The organism is Pedobacter miscanthi, assembly GCF_003315595.1.
Taxonomy (GTDB): domain Bacteria; phylum Bacteroidota; class Bacteroidia; order Sphingobacteriales; family Sphingobacteriaceae; genus Pedobacter; species Pedobacter miscanthi.
In genome coordinates this window covers 58,464-76,334 of the sequence record NZ_QNQU01000003.1, presented here as the reverse complement: position 1 = coordinate 76,334, position 17,871 = coordinate 58,464, and the positions used below count along the sequence as shown (strand labels likewise).

Annotated in this window: 15 protein-coding genes; 14 read left to right on the top strand and 1 reads right to left on the bottom strand. The window is 37.9% G+C overall.

Going from position 1 to position 17,871, the window contains the following annotated elements:
• Positions 1–59: 59 nt before the first annotated feature.
• From DRW42_RS04020 to DRW42_RS03965, 12 genes are all read left to right on the top strand, one after another.
• Positions 60–575 (top strand): endonuclease domain-containing protein, encoded by a 516-nt coding sequence (locus tag DRW42_RS04020; protein WP_113947557.1) that lies wholly within the window; start codon positions 60–62, stop codon positions 573–575.
• Between the two features lie 73 nt (positions 576–648).
• Positions 649–3,867, top strand: coding sequence for a UvrD-helicase domain-containing protein (locus tag DRW42_RS04015; RefSeq protein ID WP_113947556.1), 3,219 nt, complete (start codon positions 649–651; stop codon positions 3,865–3,867).
• A 1-nt stretch (position 3,868) separates the two neighbouring features.
• Positions 3,869–6,730, top strand: coding sequence for a PD-(D/E)XK nuclease family protein (locus tag DRW42_RS04010; RefSeq protein ID WP_208643491.1), 2,862 nt, complete (start codon positions 3,869–3,871; stop codon positions 6,728–6,730).
• 133 nt (positions 6,731–6,863) lie between these two features.
• Positions 6,864–7,304, top strand: coding sequence for an IS200/IS605 family transposase (gene tnpA, locus DRW42_RS04005; protein ID WP_113947555.1), 441 nt, complete (start codon positions 6,864–6,866; stop codon positions 7,302–7,304).
• A 2-nt stretch (positions 7,305–7,306) separates the two neighbouring features.
• Positions 7,307–7,864, top strand: a complete 558-nt coding sequence (locus DRW42_RS04000; protein WP_113947554.1) for a GNAT family N-acetyltransferase — start codon at positions 7,307–7,309, stop codon at positions 7,862–7,864.
• Between the two features lie 29 nt (positions 7,865–7,893).
• Positions 7,894–8,094, top strand: a complete 201-nt coding sequence (locus DRW42_RS03995; RefSeq protein WP_113947553.1) for a hypothetical protein — start codon at positions 7,894–7,896, stop codon at positions 8,092–8,094.
• Positions 8,094–8,543 carry a nucleotidyltransferase gene (locus tag DRW42_RS03990; RefSeq protein ID WP_113947552.1) on the top strand — a complete coding sequence of 150 codons (450 nt, stop codon included), beginning with the start codon at positions 8,094–8,096 and terminating at the stop codon, positions 8,541–8,543. The genes DRW42_RS03995 and DRW42_RS03990 overlap by 1 nt, the downstream gene beginning before the upstream one ends.
• Before the next feature lie 334 nt (positions 8,544–8,877).
• Positions 8,878–9,864 (top strand): pyruvate dehydrogenase complex E1 component subunit beta, encoded by a 987-nt coding sequence (locus DRW42_RS03985; RefSeq protein WP_113947551.1) that lies wholly within the window; start codon positions 8,878–8,880, stop codon positions 9,862–9,864.
• 155 nt (positions 9,865–10,019) lie between these two features.
• Positions 10,020–10,592, top strand: coding sequence for a pentapeptide repeat-containing protein (locus DRW42_RS03980; protein WP_113947550.1), 573 nt, complete (start codon positions 10,020–10,022; stop codon positions 10,590–10,592).
• A 43-nt stretch (positions 10,593–10,635) separates the two neighbouring features.
• Entirely contained in the window at positions 10,636–11,010 is a 375-nt protein-coding gene (locus DRW42_RS03975) for an iron chaperone (RefSeq protein WP_113947549.1), read from the top strand.
• Positions 11,011–11,083: 73 nt separating this feature from the next.
• A complete protein-coding gene (locus DRW42_RS03970) occupies positions 11,084–12,427 on the top strand; it encodes a DUF4419 domain-containing protein (protein ID WP_158544276.1) in 1,344 nt (447 codons plus the stop codon).
• A 125-nt stretch (positions 12,428–12,552) separates the two neighbouring features.
• The gene (locus DRW42_RS03965; protein ID WP_113947547.1) at positions 12,553–14,844 is read left to right on the top strand and encodes a Tex family protein; all 2,292 of its coding nucleotides are present in this window, start codon (positions 12,553–12,555) and stop codon (positions 14,842–14,844) included.
• A 144-nt stretch (positions 14,845–14,988) separates the two neighbouring features.
• Here DRW42_RS03965 and DRW42_RS03960 read toward each other — a convergent pair whose 3' ends face one another.
• Positions 14,989–16,065, bottom strand: a complete 1,077-nt coding sequence (locus DRW42_RS03960) for a mechanosensitive ion channel family protein (protein ID WP_113947546.1) — start codon at positions 16,063–16,065, stop codon at positions 14,989–14,991.
• Positions 16,066–16,213: 148 nt separating this feature from the next.
• Between DRW42_RS03960 and pnuC the strand changes: the two genes are divergently transcribed.
• Together pnuC and DRW42_RS03950 are read left to right on the top strand one after the other, a co-directional pair.
• The gene (pnuC, locus tag DRW42_RS03955) at positions 16,214–16,876 is read left to right on the top strand and encodes a nicotinamide riboside transporter PnuC (protein WP_113947545.1); all 663 of its coding nucleotides are present in this window, start codon (positions 16,214–16,216) and stop codon (positions 16,874–16,876) included.
• Positions 16,873–17,838 carry an AAA family ATPase gene (locus DRW42_RS03950; protein WP_113947544.1) on the top strand — a complete coding sequence of 322 codons (966 nt, stop codon included), beginning with the start codon at positions 16,873–16,875 and terminating at the stop codon, positions 17,836–17,838. Before pnuC ends, DRW42_RS03950 begins: the two co-directional genes overlap by 4 nt.
• Positions 17,839–17,871: the final 33 nt, after the last annotated feature.

Below are 17,871 nucleotides of genomic sequence, written 5' to 3'. Positions count from 1 at the left end.
AACCACCACGCCCTGTGGGCATTTCCCGATTTTATCGGAAGAAAAAACCAAAACAAAAAATGCAGAAAAAAATTAACGCCCCTGCCGGTTTAGGCACCCAGCATTCCCCTCTTCCAGAGGGGTGTCCGCAGGACGGGGTGTTAAAAAACATCTTGCAAAAAGATATCATAATTAACGGAATAACTTTAAAGCTAACACCAATTACAAATTTACCTTATCAGCTCCGTTTAAAAGAACGAGCAAAAGCACTTCGGCAAGCTGGAAATTTGCCAGAAGTTTTATTCTGGATGCAGGTAACCAAAAAGCGATTTCATAAAATAGATTTCGACAGGCAGCGCATTATTGGAAATTACATCGTTGATTTTTATATCAAGCAACTTGGTCTCGTATTCGAAATTGATGGATGTAGTCATGACGATAAACAAGTTTATGATAAATCAAGAGAAGAATATTTAATCTCATTAGGATTAAAAGTATATCGGATTACGGTTGACGACGTAATGAAACAAATGGATTTTGTAATTATGGGTTTGGAAGAGTATATTATTAAAGAATATGGGAAACAACTATCCTAAACATTAATTAAAAGAGATTAAACCACCCCGCCCTGCGGGCACCTCCCGATTTATCGGGAGAAATAAAAACACTATGCCCCAACCCCTCAAAATTCTTCAAGCCTCCGCAGGTTCAGGTAAAACGTTCAGTTTAACGGCGCATTACCTCACCCTGCTTTTTAGCGGCGACAATAAATACCGCGAAATTTTAGCGGTAACCTTTACCAATAAGGCCACCGAAGAAATGAAAACCAGGATTTTGGAGGTACTATTAGGACTGGCAAAAGGCAATACATCAAAAAAAATAGACGATTATCGGAAACTCATTTTACAGGCCTATCCGATATTAAGCGGACAGGAATTACAGTTTAAAGCAGATAAAATTTACCGTAAAATCCTGCACGATTACAGCCGCTTTTCGGTAAGTACCATCGATGGTTTTGTGCAAAAGGTTATCCGCGGTTTTGCTTTCGAACTGGGGCTGAATGCCGATTATAATTTAGAAATGAATTATGATAAGGTGAAAGATGATCTCGTAAACAAACTCGACGAGGCTTTAGATCATAACAAACAGCTTCTGCAATGGATCATTGATCTGGCCATCGAACGTATTAGTGATAATAAAAGCTGGAACTATAAATTTGAACTCTATAACCTGATCGGTGAAATATTTTCGGAACGTTTCCAGATTTTCGAAGATGCCGTAAGTGCATTAGGTTTAGAAAACATCGACGAATTATTTAAAAAATACATCAGTGTTACCAAAGCAGAAATTAAAAACTTTGAAGAAGAACTGGTTTCGCTGGCAACCGAAGCGAACGAAGCTTTGAATGTAATTGGGGTAGAAACCGAACACCTAAAAGGGAAATCAAGAAGTCCGCTGGCGAAAATTATTCTGGTGGCGAGGGGCGATTTTTCTAAAATTGAACCGCTTTTTAATTTAATCGACGAACCTGAAGAGTGGTTTAAAAAAAATGCCAGTTTCCCTGAAGCTTATGATACAGTAAATCCAATTCTTCAGAAGTTAAAAACACATTACTTAAGTCATCTTCCAAATTACAGTTTGGCCATCGCCTTTAATAAAAACTTGTATTATTTAAGGTTAATGCAGGAAATTGCTGTGCTTTTGAAAGAATACAGGGCAGAAAACGATAACCTCCTGATCAGCGATGCACAAAAACTGATTTCAGGGATTACAGAGGATGCAGGCGATAATCCATCCTTTATCTGGGAAAAAGTAGGCAACCGATACCGTAATTTCCTGTTCGATGAATTTCAGGACACCTCTACCAGCCAATGGGGAAGTTTTAAATCGCTCCTGACCAACGCCATGGCTACACCAAGCCAGGACCTGATCGATCACCTGATTGTTGGCGATACCAAACAATCCATTTACCGCTGGCGTAATGGTGATTGGAATATTTTACATAAACATGCAAAATTTGATGTTGGTGCAGAAAATGTCCTCGAAGAAAGTCTGGAAGAAAATTACCGGAGTACCGAAAATATCATCAGTTTTAATAACTTTCTTTATAAAGCCATTCCACTTACGCTGCAGAACGAGTTGAATGAAAACCTGGCCACCAAACCCGAAAGTATCTCAAAATGGTGGCAGGAACAGCATTATCAACAGATTATAACCGATATTTATGGTGGATCGACTCAAAACTTCGCAACTAATACGCTAAAAGGCGGAACAATAAAGATCAAAAAGTTTGGTAAAGATCATGCCCCTAACGAAGCGCGTTTCACCGAAACCGTTTTTAGGGATATTGCCCTTGATGATATTGTTGAAGAAATAAATTACGTCAAAAATGAGCAGCAATACGCCCTGAAAGATATTGCCATTTTAGTAAGATCGAACAGTGAAGCTTTATTAACCGTTAAAAAATTAATGGAGCACAAATTGCCGGTTTTATCAGGCGATGCCTTATTGATTTCGAACAATTCGGCCATACAACTTATCATTAATACTTTGAAAGTGCTGATCGGTTTAGAAACCCAAACGGCGCTTTACAAAGCCAACTGTATTGCCCTTTATCACTCTTTGCACGAAAAGGAAATTGATGCCAATTATTACCTTAACCTCACCAATAAACCTTTAAGTACGCTAACATCGGTTTTACCCGCTGCTTTATGCGAAAACTGGCAAAGTTGGTTGCAGCTTCCATTGCCCGAGCTGGTAGAAATTTTAATTGAAAGTTATGGTTTAAAAAACTTAACTGCCAACCTACCTTACCTGCTAGCCTTTAGAGATCTGACCGCTTCTGCCGGAAAACTCGGCGAAAAAGGTATTATTTCATTTTTAACCTGGTGGGAAGAAGACGGCATCAAAAAATCATTGCCCTCGCCCGAAGGAGCCGATGCCATACAGATTATTACCATCCATAAATCGAAGGGCTTAGCCTTCAGGGCTGTTTTTGTCCCGTTTTGTAACTGGGAAATCAAGGGAAAACCCAATGGGACTTTCTGGGTTTCTTCAGAAGAAACGGTTTATAAGGAGCTGAAAGGTATTCCATTAAAATATAATGAAGCCCTGGCCGATTCTGCAATTGCAAAAGCTTATTATGAGGAGTTGCTTTACAACAATATGGATGCGCTTAATATGCTCTATGTAGCCACCACACGTGCTAAAGATTACCTGTACATCGCAACAATGGCTAAAAAAGAATTGAAATTATCCAACATGGGCGATGTAATCAATTTCACTTTTGATGAACAGTTTGATGAAAACGGTGTGTACGAAATTGTAGAGTATGTAAACGTCGAAAATAAGGCTGAAGAATCGAATTTTATCAATTTAAATACTTATCCTACTACTACCCGCTTATCAGAGCTTTATATTCCTTCAGAAGAAAAGCATTTAAAACACCTGGTTAACATCGAAAAATCGGGTAGAAAAGGCTCTTTATTACACGATATCCTGGCTAGTGCCGGCAACCAGAAAGAAGTTGACGATTATACCACTAACCTCGTGCTGCAGGGCATTATTAAAGAGGAAGAAAAGCAGAAATTAATCGGATCGGCGCTTGAGGTATTGAATAATCCCGAGCTTAAAGAGATTTTAGGTAAAGCCAGCGAAAGTATTGTAGAGAAAAACATTATTGATGCCAATGGAAAACTGCACCGCCCCGATCGGGTGTTGATCAATGCCGATGAAGTGATCATCCTCGATTATAAATTTACGCTGGAAGAAAGCGACAAACACATCGAACAGGTAAATAATTACAGGATTTTACTTACAGAAATGGGTTATCAAAATATCAAAACCTATCTTTTCTACGCAGTTAAAGGCAAACTGAAATTAGTATAATATGCAAGTGAAACCATTTTTACAGGAAGTTGCCGAAGATTTAGTTGCCCGGTTTGGAAATCAGTTGGAGAACTGCGCCATTGTTTTTAATAACAAACGCCCATCGGCCTATTTACAGAAACACTTTGCCGATATTATTGGCAAACCATTTTTCAGTCCTTCTTTTTTTACCATACAGGAATTTTTTGCCAGCTCTACCAGTTATAAAATAGCCGATTTTTACCTGCAGTTTTTTACCCTTCACAGGATTTACAACCAGCTCCTGGCAGAAGAAAAACTCGAAAATATATCCAGTCATAAGTTTTTTCCTTTAGCAAAGATTATTCTGAGCGATTTTAACCAGATTGATGCCGATCTGGTAGATGCAGAAAAATTATACCGCGATCTGGAAGATATTTCCGTAATCAATAAAGATTTCGATTATTTAAGTGCCGAGCAATACGAGTTCCTTGCACAATTCTGGACTTCCTATTCCGAAGGAAAGCATAAAAAACAGCAGGAGCTTTTCATTAAGATGTGGCGCAGAATGCCTAAACTTTACCATAAATATCATGCTACACTTAAAGAGCAGGGTTATTTAACCAATGGTTCAGTTTACCGCTATCTGGCTGATGATATTACCAACCACCAGGGATTTATCTCTAATTTTGATAAAGGAAAGATAATTTTTGTTGGTTTTAATGCTTTGAGCAGTGCGGAGGCCAAAATATTTACCCAGCTCCAGGAAGCCGGTATAGCATTGTTTTATTTTGATGCCGACACCTATTATTTAGACGATGTTTCGCAGGAAGCAGGTTTGTTTTTGCGTAAAAACATTAACCAGCTTGGTTTGATAAATGAATTTGCCAATCAGGTAAGTTTAATGAAATCTGCACCGCACCATGTAAATGTATATAAGGTTCAGGGACAATCTGCGCAGGCTAAAATCCTGAATAATATTTTAGCAGAAGATTACAACTCAGCAGAAACCGTTGGTAAAACAGTAGTGGTTTTGGCCGATGAAAGTTTGTTGATCCCTACTTTGCAAACCATTCCTACTACGCTAAATGGAAAAGAAATCGACCTGAATGTAACCATGGGTTTTGCCCTTTCTACTTCAAGTATTTTTGGTTTGGTTGATTTGTGGTTGGGTAGTCAGCTGGAGATTTTACAACGCGATAAGGTGAGCTATAAAAATGTAGAAGCTTTTTTAACCCATCCTTTAACAGGCCTCAGCCAGAAAATGCGGGATAAAATTTTAACTGCATTGCTGGAAGAAAATCAGGTGGAAATCGACCATAAACGTTTATTGCGCCAAAGTGGATTATTTGAGGCTTTTTATAAAAAAATCGACGATCCGCAGCATGTGGTTACCAATTTACTCGATGTACTGGACTATGTGTTAACCCGTTTATCGAATGCTAAAACACTCAAAAAAATCGATGCAGAATTGTTTGTAAAAACCATACAGGAATTAAACAGGCTGCACGATACTTTTAGCAACCACATTGGCAAAGAGGAAATTCCGTTTGTAATTTATCTGGTCCAAAAGTCGTTGCAAGCCATTGCTGTTCCGCTTTCAGGCGATCCGCTCAACGGCATACAGGTAATGGGATTACTCGAAACGCGGAACTTAAATTTCGACAAAGTAGTGATTTTGGGTTTTAACGAGGGCATTATCCCAAAATCATCAATCGGCAATAGTTTCATTCCTGATTCCATCCGCCGTGTTTATGGATTACCTGTATTAGAAAATCTGGATGCCATTTCATCTTACATGGTATACCGTCTATTACAGCGGGCAAACAATATCAATTTTGTCTATAACAGCTTAACAGATGAATCTACTTCGGGCGAAGCCAGCAGAATTTTAAAACAGCTGGAGTACGAAAGTGGTTTCGATTTTACCTATAACGAACTTAATCTCGAAGTAAAAACCGAAGCTTTTAAAGAAATAAAAATCGAAAAAACCAATAACGCCTTTATTCAGGAAACCCTCCAGAAATACCTTGATAAAAAGAAGGTACTTTCGCCATCGGCACTTACACAATATATCTCCAACCCGATTGATTTCTTTTTCAATTACATTGCAGGCATTAAAGAACCCAAGGAAATAAGTGCAGTGGTAGAAGCCAACGAAATTGGTTCCATATTGCACAAAGTGATGGAGTATTTCTATGAGGATTTGAGGTCTGCCGAAATTACAGCAGAACGGATCAAGGAGAAACGAAAACAGATCCCGACATTGATCCAGAAAGGCTTTAACGCGGTAATGTTCAAAAATCCAGATACCATAATGGAATATAAAGGCATGCAAAAGGTAATTTTATCAATTGTTGATGCCTATGTAAACATTATTTTAAATCAGGATGAAGCCCAAACTCCTTTCAACATTATAAGTCTGGAACAAAAAGTAGAGGCCGAAATCAGTTTTCCACTAAAAGGGAAAGAAGCCAGCGTTAAAATATTCGGATTTATTGATCGGGTGGATGTAAAAGATGGGGTGACCAAAATTATTGATTATAAAACCGGGAGCGATAAATTAACCTTTAAAGATATTCCCGAACTGTTCAATTCAGACGGTAAACACATTAACAAAGCACTAGTTCAAACTTTGCTGTACACTTATGCCTACGAACAATTTTCGGGCAAAAGCTTTGTAGAACCAAATTTATATGTGGTCAAAACCATGAGTGTAGATGGCGTTTGGTTTAAGTCTGGCCGACAAAATTTATCAGGAGCCTACTTAGAAGAAATTAAACCAGAATTTCTTGCCGAATTAAGAAAAAAACTGACAGAACTTTTCGAAGCTCCATATTTTTTAGCCAGCGCGGTTGAGGATAACTACAAATATTCTATTTATAAAACGCTGTTTGGGAAATAAGAAAAAGAATAGCGAGATGTTAAATAGGCATTTCCCATTTCCTGGCAGCCTGCTTCATCTGGCTGCCCTAATAAATCCGATATAATGGCTTTAGCCAAAATTTCTTATCTTAGGTTAAATCAATCTATTAATTATGTCGTATGTAAGAATTTGGGTTCACTTAGTGTTCTCAACCAAAAACCGACATCCCTATTTAACAAAAAATATCCGCTATAAAGTTCAAAACCATATCATAGAAAACTGCAAGCAAAAATCGATCTTTTTACAGGTCATAAATGGGTATACAGAGCATATGCATTGCTTAATATCATTAGGGAGGGAACAAACAATTGCAAAAGTAGCCCAGCTCATAAAAGGTGAGTCATCATTTTGGATCAATAAAAATATGCTAACAAAAACTCCCTTTATGTGGCAAGATGACTATTTTGCTGTGTCCGTTAGCGAATCTGGCTTGCAGGCCGTTACCAGCTATATCAAGAATCAGGAAATCCATCATGCAAAAAAATCATTTGATTTTGAAGTGAAAGAATTTGTAGATAAATATGGTTTTACATTGGAAAAAGAAGATATTTAAAAATGCTAACCTTAAATTTCACAAATTTCCCCATACTCGAAACCGAGCGTTTAATTCTCCGCGAACATGAACTTGCCGATGCCGATGCGCTTTTCGCCATGCGCACCAACGAAAGGGTAATGAAATATATCGACAGGGAAAGACCGAAAGATATTTTCGAAATCAAAGATTTTATATCCCGTTTCAGAAATGGTTACGAAAATGGCGACAATCTGGCCTGGGTAATCGCATTAAAAGAAAACCCTAAACAAATGATCGGCTCGGTAGGCTACTGGCGCACCGATTTTGCCAACCACCGTGCAGAGATTGGCTACATGCTGCATCCCGATTTTTGGCGACAGGGAATTATCTCAGAGGCACTAAAACGATCTATCGATTTTGGTTTCAAGGAAGTTAACCTGCATACCATCAGTGCAAATATTAATGTAGGAAATGATGCTTCGAGACAGATGCTGATTAAACACGGCTTTGTAAAAGAGGCACATTTTAAACAGGACTATTATTTTAGAGGCCAGTTTTTGGATAGTGAGATTTATGGATTATTAAATCCAAATCATTAAATCAAGCTAAACATTTTTTATATTTGGGTATGTACCGTTTAGATAGAACTGCATTTAGTGCACAAACAGCAAAAGAAGCTAGTAAAGCTGATCAGATTTATTATAAAAATCTGTCCTGGCAAGAACGTTTAAAGATTGCTAACTATTTAAATAGTGTTGCCTATAATTATCCTGAAAATGCTCCCCCCAGGATCGATAAATCAGTATTTTCTGTCAGAAGTAGAAAATAATGGGAAATATTTTCAACGAGGACTTCCGTGAATTTATTCAAGCTTTAAATAATCAAAGCGTGAAATACATTCTAGTGGGAGGATATTCTGTAATCCTTCACGGATATTCACGAACAACTGGGGATATGGATATTTGGGTTGAGAGAACTGAAGATAATTATAAAAGGATATTTAATGCTTTTTTTCAATTTGGCATGCCTGTATTTGATATGACCAAAGAAAATTTCCTTCATCACCCGGATTGGGAGGTATTTAGCTTCGGACGGCCACCTATATCAATTGATTTGATGATTATTGTAAAAGGATTAAATTTTGATGAATGTTATTCAAACTCAATTTTTTTTGAAGAAGATGGGTTAAAGATCAGAACAATAAATTATAATGACCTTTTAGTTGCTAAAAAATCTGCTGCACGGGCAAAGGATATTAATGATTTAGAGAATCTATAAGAATGATAAAACTACAACACTTATTCTTGTTTCAATAAACGGAAAGTTAAATAGATATTTACAGTGCATCAGATTTCTATTTTAGATAATAACATTAATAATATCTGTTTTGACGAATATATTTCGAAAAAACACCCTGCTCTAGTACAAAAAGCTTAACAAAAACACAATTGCCCAATATTATTTCATCTTTAACAGAATTAGCAAAAAATACGGCTTAAAAATCGTCGAATAGTTAGTCAAAACACTTATAATTATTACAAAACATAGGCATTTTAGCCTTTGGTTTCAAAGCGATTAATAATTATATTTGCCCCCGTTATAAAAATTTACAATGAGAGAAATCCAATTTAGAGAAGCACTACGCGAAGCCATGAGCGAAGAAATGCGTAAAGATGACCGCGTTTTTTTATTAGGTGAAGAAGTAGCAGAATATAACGGAGCGTACAAAGTAAGTCAGGGTATGCTTGACGAATTTGGTGCGAAACGCATTATCGATACCCCAATTGCCGAATTAGGTTTCGCAGGTATAGCAACTGGTGCCGCAACAGCAGGCCTTATTCCGATTGTTGAATTTATGACCTTTAACTTCTCATTAGTAGCTATCGACCAGATCATCAACGGTGCTGCTAAAATTTTATCAATGAGCGGTGGTCAGTTCTCATGTCCTATGGTTTTCCGTGGTCCTACAGGTAACGCAGGCCAATTAGGTGCACAACACTCTCAAAACTTCGAAAACTGGTTTGCAAACACACCAGGATTAAAAGTGGTAGTTCCGGCTACACCTTACGATGCAAAAGGTTTATTAAAACAATCAATTATAGATCCGGATCCGGTTATTTTTATGGAATCGGAAGTAATGTACGGCGATAAAGGCGACGTTCCTGCAGAAGAATACTATATCGAATTAGGAAAAGCAAAAGTAACAAAAGAAGGTACTGATGTAACCATCGTAACTTTTGGTAAAATGTTAACCCGCGTGGTAAACCCTGCTGTAGAAGAATTAACTAAAGAAGGAATTAACGTTGAAGTAATCGATTTACGTACGGTACGTCCTATTGATTACGATACCATTATTGCTTCTGTTAAGAAAACTAACCGTTTGGTAGTTGTAGAAGAGGCCTGGCCTTTGGCATCTCTTTCAGGAGAGATTGCTTTCATGGTACAAAAACATGCATTCGATTATTTAGATGCTCCGGTTTTACGTATCACTTGTGCCGATGTACCACTTCCATATTCTCCGACTTTAATCGCAGCCAGCTTACCAAACGCTGAGCGTGTAGTTAAAGCAGTGAAAGAAGTAATGTACGTTAAAAAATAAATTACTCGTCTTAGCATAGTCGAAGACCAAAATCATATAAATCCTCCAATTCATTTTGGGGGATTTTTTTTTGCAATTAAACCTCGCAGGTTTTAAAAACCTGCGAGGTTTGGAAATAAATATTTTTATCTTAGTCATATCAACTCCCCTTACCCATGTCCGAATACATAGCCGATCAAACATTCGAAAAAACCAATTTTACCTTACGCCCACTCCCAAAAGCAGAGTACGAAAACTGTAAATTTATCAACTGCGATTTTTCTGGTTCAGACTTAAGCGGTGTTAAATTTTTAGACTGCGCATTTATTTCCTGCAATTTAAGTTTGGCTGGTTTAACCAAAACTTCGCTAATTGATGTGAATTTTCAGGACTGCAAAATGCTGGGGTTAAAATTTGATAGTTGTAACGATTTCGGATTGGCATTCAGTTTTAACAACTGTAAACTGGATCATTCTTCTTTTTACAAATTGAAACTGAAGAAAACTGATTTCAGAACCTCACAACTACATGAGGTCGATTTTTCGGAAAGCGATCTGGCCAATTCGACCTTCGATAACTGCGATTTATTAAACACCACTTTCGATAGAACAATCCTTGAAAAAGCAGATTTCAGAACAGCTTACAATTATTCCATAGATCCGGATAATAATAGAATCAAAAAAGCAAGATTTTTAAAATCCGGAATTGCCGGGTTGTTGCATAAATACGATATCCAGATCAGTGAGTAGTTTTTGAGATTTTTTGTAAATTCAGCTTACAAAAGCATAAGCTATGGAACAGCCAAAACCCGAAAACATCGATCAATACATTGCCAATTTCCCTGCTGAAACACAAAAACTCCTGCAACAGATCCGCGAAACCATTCATAAGGCAGTTCCAACCGCAAAAGAAGTCATCAGTTATGGCATGCCGGCCTTTAAACAGCATACGGTTCTCGTATATTTTGCAGGTTATGCCAAACATATTGGTTTTTATCCAACCGGATCAGGTATCGAAGCATTTAAAAATGAATTTGCCGATTATAAATGGAGCAAAGGCGCGATTCAGTTTCCTTTGGATAAACCTTTACCATTAGAACTGATTACAAGGATAACAAAGTTTAAAGCGGAACACGATCTGGAAAAAACAAAGAAAAAGAAAGCATAAGTTTTTTAAAATGATTTATGGAAACAGGCTAATCAGGCATCTATTCTATAAACCCTTTCTAAAAAACTCTTTCATGAAGAAAAACATACTTTTACTCATCCTTATTTTTATATCCACCAAAACGTTTTGTCAAAATGCAACGATTGTAGAAATCGAAACACTCTCTAAGCCTGCAAAACTGATCAAAGTTGTTCCCAGCAACGAAATACTCAAAGTATTGACGGCCGATGTTGAAAAAAATGTCGAAAATTTACCCGATAGTTTGGTTTCGTATGGCGAACATCCGTTTTTAACCGGCATATTAAACTCCTACATCGATCATAGGCCATTTGTAATCTCTCCCGATATTTTCTGGTTACTCATCAGTCAGGGTTTTGCCAGGCACATCACCCAAAATGCCGAAGAACTGAGGTCTAAAATGGTAAATTTTGAAGGAAGGAAAACCTTAGCTGTAATTTCAGATAACATTCAGATCGGAAATCCAAAATCAGATTGGGCATCCATTTTTCCGCAGTTTAACGAACAGGTTAATGATTATACCGGCAAAAAATTAGTAAAGGTTTTAACTTCCGATTTCAGTACCACCACACCTACCTCAAAAATTGTAAGCCAGGTTACCATTATGGAAACTGTAAAATCTTATTTCGAATTTAAAGTATTTTTTATTGGTTGCGGAATCCCAAGAGTAACCATAGAAGGCACAATCCAGGACTGGAAAAAACTATTGGAAAAAACCAAGTACCTTTCTCAATATAAATTAGAGTGGTGGACAAACGAACTTATCCCAATTATCGAAGAGATTATAGCAGCGAAAAAGGGAAAAGTAAATAAAGATTTCTGGATGAATATGGTTAAATACCATACCGAAAAGAAATATGGTACGATCACAAGTATTGACGGCTGGATTGTAAAGTTTTTCCCTTATACCAAAGAAGGGAATAAAACCGGATTAAAACCGATTACAAATGTTAATAATTTAGCTTCAGAGATTGTAAAAGTGCCATTTGTTTTACAAGATGACGTAAACCACACTTATAATAACATGGAAATCTGGGCAGGATTTATCGGCCTGTCGCAAAACAATAAAGATTTTACCATGAAACCCGAAATGAGCTGGGCAATTATCAATAAAAACAGTACACTTTCAGAAACCGCTGCTTTCGATAATAAAACTAAAGCTGACGACCTTTCCATGAGCAACATCACCGAAATTCCGAAAGCATTATTTAGGTTAAAAAGTATTGGTACTTTAAGAATCAAGTTCACAAAGAATATTGTTATCCCTGATGAACTGAGCAAAATCGACATCAGAAGATTGGAGCTTACTGGAGCCATTACCGAAACAGAAAAACAAAGGGTAATAAAACTGTTCCCCAACAACTGGCTTATTATAAATGATAAGATGATCGAGCGCTAGGGTACGTAATTACCGTTTTTTTCAAAAACTTACTCACAAAATTCGGTGGAAAACTTCATTTTAAAAATCCTTAAATCCCGCAAATCCTCATTAGCTTTGCTTCCTTTAATTTTACCCTTTAGGATATGTTAAGCCACCATAAAATAATTGCAGCCGAATTAAAAGTTGCAGAAAAACAAGTAACCGCAACCGTAAACCTGTTGGATGAAGGTGCAACTGTACCCTTTATTTCCCGTTACCGTAAAGAGGCAACCGGCAGTTTAGATGAGGTTGAGGTAGCCGCAATCCGCGATAGGGTTTTGCAATTGCGCGATCTTGACAAACGCCGCGAAGCGATTTTAAAATCGATGACAGAACTTGGCAAGTTAACGCCTGAACTCGAAAAACAGATTAACGAAGCCGAAACCATTTCGCTCCTCGAAGATATTTACCTGCCTTATAAACCGAAACGTAAAACACGTGCATCAGTTGCAAAAGAAAAAGGTTTAGAACCTTTGGCTTTGCAGATTTTTGATCAAAGCAGTTTTGATCTGGATGCTGTAGCAGATAAATTTATCGATACCGAAAAAGGGGTAAACTCCCTTGATGAAGCTTTGGCAGGTGCCAGGGATATCATCGCCGAAATGATTTCTGAAAATGCCGAAGCACGTACTAAAATGCGTACTTATTTTCAGGAAAAGGCCGAGTTTAAAGCAGAAGTGATTAAAGGAAAAGAAGAAGAAGGCATTAAATACAAAGATTACTTCGAATGGAGCGAACCGGTTAAAACCGCAGCATCGCACCGTGTTTTGGCCATGCGCCGTGGCGAAAAAGAATTGATTTTAAGGTTAGATGCACTTCCACCGGCAGAAGATGCAATTGCTATTTTAGAAAACCAGTTTATCACAGGCAATAATGCTGCTTCGAAACAGGTTCAGCAGGCTTTAGAAGATGGTTACAAACGTTTATTGGAACCAGCAATGGAAACCGAGCTCCGTGTTTTCACTAAACAGAAAGCCGATGAAGAAGCTATCCGTGTTTTTGCCGAAAATGCACGTCAGTTGTTATTGGCAGCCCCAATGGGACAAAAAAATGTATTGGCCATCGATCCGGGTTTCCGTACAGGCTGCAAAGTAGTATGTTTAGATAAACAAGGTCAGTTGTTAGAAAACACGGCGATTTATCCGCATACCGGGCAGGGTAATGTAAAAAATGCCGAATTCACCATCCAACAGCTTTGCGAAAAATACGAAATTGAAGCCATTGCCATTGGTAACGGAACAGCAGGAAGGGAAACTGAGGCTTTTGTACGTGCGTTAAATTTACCGCATATCACCATTGTAATGGTTAACGAAAGTGGAGCTTCTATTTACTCAGCATCGGAAGTGGCAAGGGAAGAATTCCCTACGCAGGATATCACTGTTCGGGGAGCCGTTTCAATCGGTCGCCGTTTGATGGATCCTTTAGCCGAATTAGTTAAAATCGATCCAAAATCTATAGGTGTTGGCCAGTATCAGCACGATGTTGATCAGAATAAATTACAGGCAAGTTTGGATGATACCGTAATCAGCGCTGTAAATGCTGTTGGAGTAGAATTGAATACTGCTTCTAAACAAATTTTGGCTTATGTTTCAGGCCTCGGACCAACGCTGGCGCAGAACATTGTCGACTACAGAAATACCCACGGCGCTTTTAAAAACCGCGAAAGTCTGAAAAAGGTACCTCGTTTAGGCGACAAAGCTTACGAGCAGGCGGCAGGTTTCTTACGCATCCGCAATGCAGAAAATGTTTTAGATACCAGTGGTGTGCACCCTGAGCGTTACGCCGTAGTAGATAAAATGGCAAAAGACCTCGGCACCACTGTTTCGGCCCTGATGAAAGATACACAACTGCAAAAACAGATCAAACCGCAACAATATGTAACCGACGAAATTGGTCTGCCAACTTTAAACGATATTTTAAAAGAGCTGGCAAAACCCGGCCGCGACCCGCGTGAGCAGTTTGAGGCATTTAGCTTTACCGACGGGGTAAATGAAATTGCCGATTTAAGAACCGGCATGAAATTACCAGGCATTGTGACCAATATTACCAATTTTGGTGCTTTTGTTGATATCGGCGTTCACCAGGATGGTTTAGTACATACCAGTCAACTGGCAAACCGCTTTGTGGCTAACCCGAACGACATAGTAAAAGTGCATCAAAAGGTAGAAGTTACAGTAATGGAAGTTGATGTGGCCCGCAAAAGGATTTCGTTATCGATGAAAACAGAGGTCGGTCCAAAGTCCGAAGTTCGCAGTCAGAAGCCTAGGGAACAGAAACCAAAGCAGGATTATAAAGCAAACAATAATAAGCAAAACTTCAAGCCGCGCAATGAGCCCAAAGATGCGGATGGCGATCTACAGGAAAAATTAGCAAAGTTGAAAGGTATGTTTAAATAATACAAGAGAGCGTCATTTCGACTGAAGTGCAACGAAATGGAGAAATCTATTAAGCCTTTACTTATAGATTTCTCCACTACGGTCGAAATGATAACTTTTTCCATACCTTGGCTGTATCCCCACAAAACGAAGAAGCATGATTTTCTACATTGTTCCCGTATCCCTAAACTCCAACCTTTTCTTCGGCAAACTTTTGGGATAATGGTTTTGGATAAAAGCAATCATGGCTTCCCTTACATAACACCTTAAATCAAAAGCCCTTGAAGAATTGGAAGCGCTCATTAAAAAACGGACTTCAATTGCGCCATCTTTTGTACTATCGGTAACCTGTACTACATTAACCCGTTTATCCCATAATGAATTTGCATTTAACAGCCTGGTTAATTCCTGCCGCATAGGCTCAATAGGAATGGTATAATCGAGGTATAAAAAAACGGTTCCCAACAAATCTGCCGAAACACGCGTCCAGTTTTGAAAAGGTTTTTCGATAAAATAAGTAATCGGTAAAATCAGTCGCCGCTGGTCCCAGATGTTTACCACCACATAGGTTAAAGTTATTTCTTCAACCTTTCCCCATTCACCTTCTACAATTAAAACATCGTCAATCCTGATGGGCTGTGTAAAAGCGATCTGAAAACCTGCCAGTAAATTCCCCAGCGATTTCTGCGCGGCAAAACCAATTATAATTCCACCTATACCAACACCAGTAAGCAGCCCTGCTCCTATTTTACGCATACTCTCAAAACTCAATAAAATAATGGCTGCAGTAATCAAAATGATGAGCGAGACAATAAATTTTCGCACAAATTGAAGCTGCGTACGGATTTTACGCTCTTTAAGGTTATTTTCTTTATTCAGATCATATTTCAGGTAGAAATAATCTTCCAAAACATTGATTAAACGGACTAATATTAACGCAAAAGTGATGGTTAAGGCAATTTCCAATGCTTTTGTAATCGGTAACCTGAATACTAAAGACATTTCCATCAGCGTTAATGAAAAATTGAGCAACAATAGCGGTATAAAAACTGCAACCGGCCTTCTTAAATGTTTAATGGTTGATTTTATAATAATAGAATCCCACCAGCGCGAAAGCAAAATAAAAGTTTTATGAATGATAAACTTAATCAAAATACCAAGCAATATCGCTGCTAAACCGATAATCAGGTTCTTAAAAAACAAAGGGATTGGATAACCGAAAATCTGGTCGAAATATTGCATACAAGAAATCTGCTGGTTAATAAATACGGCGCTAAGCCAATAGATATTCTTATAACAGCTATATTTTTGGATTGTTTGCCAACAGAAAACCGATAGCAGCAAATAAATTATTTACATTAGCTTTTTGTAGATTTTCAAAAAGGAAAAGATGGATTTTTTCGATGCCCACAGTATATTTTTCACGGTTCTTGGCTATAAAATGAGTTATCTCGAATTTTCTGCTGTAATTACAGGAATTATTTCAGTTATACTTTCAGCAAAAGCAAGCGTTTGGAGCTGGCCCGCGGGTATTGTTAATGTATTTTTATCGGCCTTTTTGTATTACCAGAATCAGCTTTACCCTGATATGTTTCTGATGGTTTTCTTTTTTATAACCAATATTATGGGCTGGTGGCGGTGGACAAACCCTAAACCCGGGGAAGAGGATAAAAACAAAGAACTCAAAATCAGTTTTATGCCCCTAAGGCAATTTTTAATGCTATTGGCTGTAGGCATTGCCGGCACATTATTAATGGGCTTGCTGGCAAGTCAGCTTCACAACTGGCTCCCATTGCTGTTTAATTTACCAAGTGCCTACCCTTTTGTTGATTCGTTTATTTTTGTAATGAGTGTGATCACTACCTTTTTAATGATTCAGAAAAGGGTAGAATGCTGGATTATCTGGCTAATTATCGATGTTGTGGCCACTTACCTTTATTTTTTAAAAGGCATTAAATTTATGGGAGTCGAATACCTGGTTTTTACCATCATTGCTGCTTTTGCATTGTGGCATTGGATAAAAGAATACAGGAGTTACGCTAAAACGACATGAAAAGAGGGCTAGTAATCGGCAAGTTTATGCCGATCCATAACGGGCATATCGCATTGATTAACTTTGCGGCTGCACATTGTGAGGAGCTGATCGTCTCCATGAGCTTTACGCCTGATGACAAAATTGATCCGCTTTTACGTTTCGGATGGATCAGGGAGATCTTTAAAGATCAGCCCAACATCAAACCGGCCATTATTGCTGATGATTTTGATAATGAAACCTTACCTTTAAAAGAACGGACAAATATCTGGGCAAATAAGATGCGCGAGGTTTATCTAAAGATCGATATACTTTTCAGTTCCGAATGCTATGGCGCACCTTTTGCCCTTAATCTACAGGCCGAACATATCCTGTTTGATGAACCAAGGAAATTTACACCCATTTCTGCTACGCTGATCAGAAATAACCCGTTTCAATATTGGGAATTTATCCCTGAACAGGTAAGGCCATATTTTGTAAAGAAAATTTGTTTCTACGGACCAGAAAGTACGGGAAAATCGACCATGGCCGAAAAAATGGCTTTACATTTTAATACTGTTTTTGTTCCTGAAGTTGCTCGCGAATTAATTACTTCAAATGATATAACAGTTAACGATATCATCAACATCGGAATAGCACAAACGGCAAGGGTAAAGGAGAAGACCAGTATTGCCAATAAAATCGTTTTTTGTGATACCGATTTAATCACCACAAAAATATATTCGCAATATTATTTAAATGAGATTCCTGATATACTTAGTGATCTTGAAAACGAAATCAGATACGATTTATATTTCCTGATGGATATTGATGTGGAATGGGTAGCCGATCACCTGCGCGATTTTGGCGACAGAAGGCTAGAGATGTTTAACCTTTTTAAATCTGAACTCGAAAAACGTGATATTAATTATTTCCTGATCAGCGGAAATTATGAAGAAAGGGAACAAAATGTAAAAAAATATATTACTTCAATTTTAACCTAGGTATATCCATTTTTGTACCTTAGGTTAAATCAA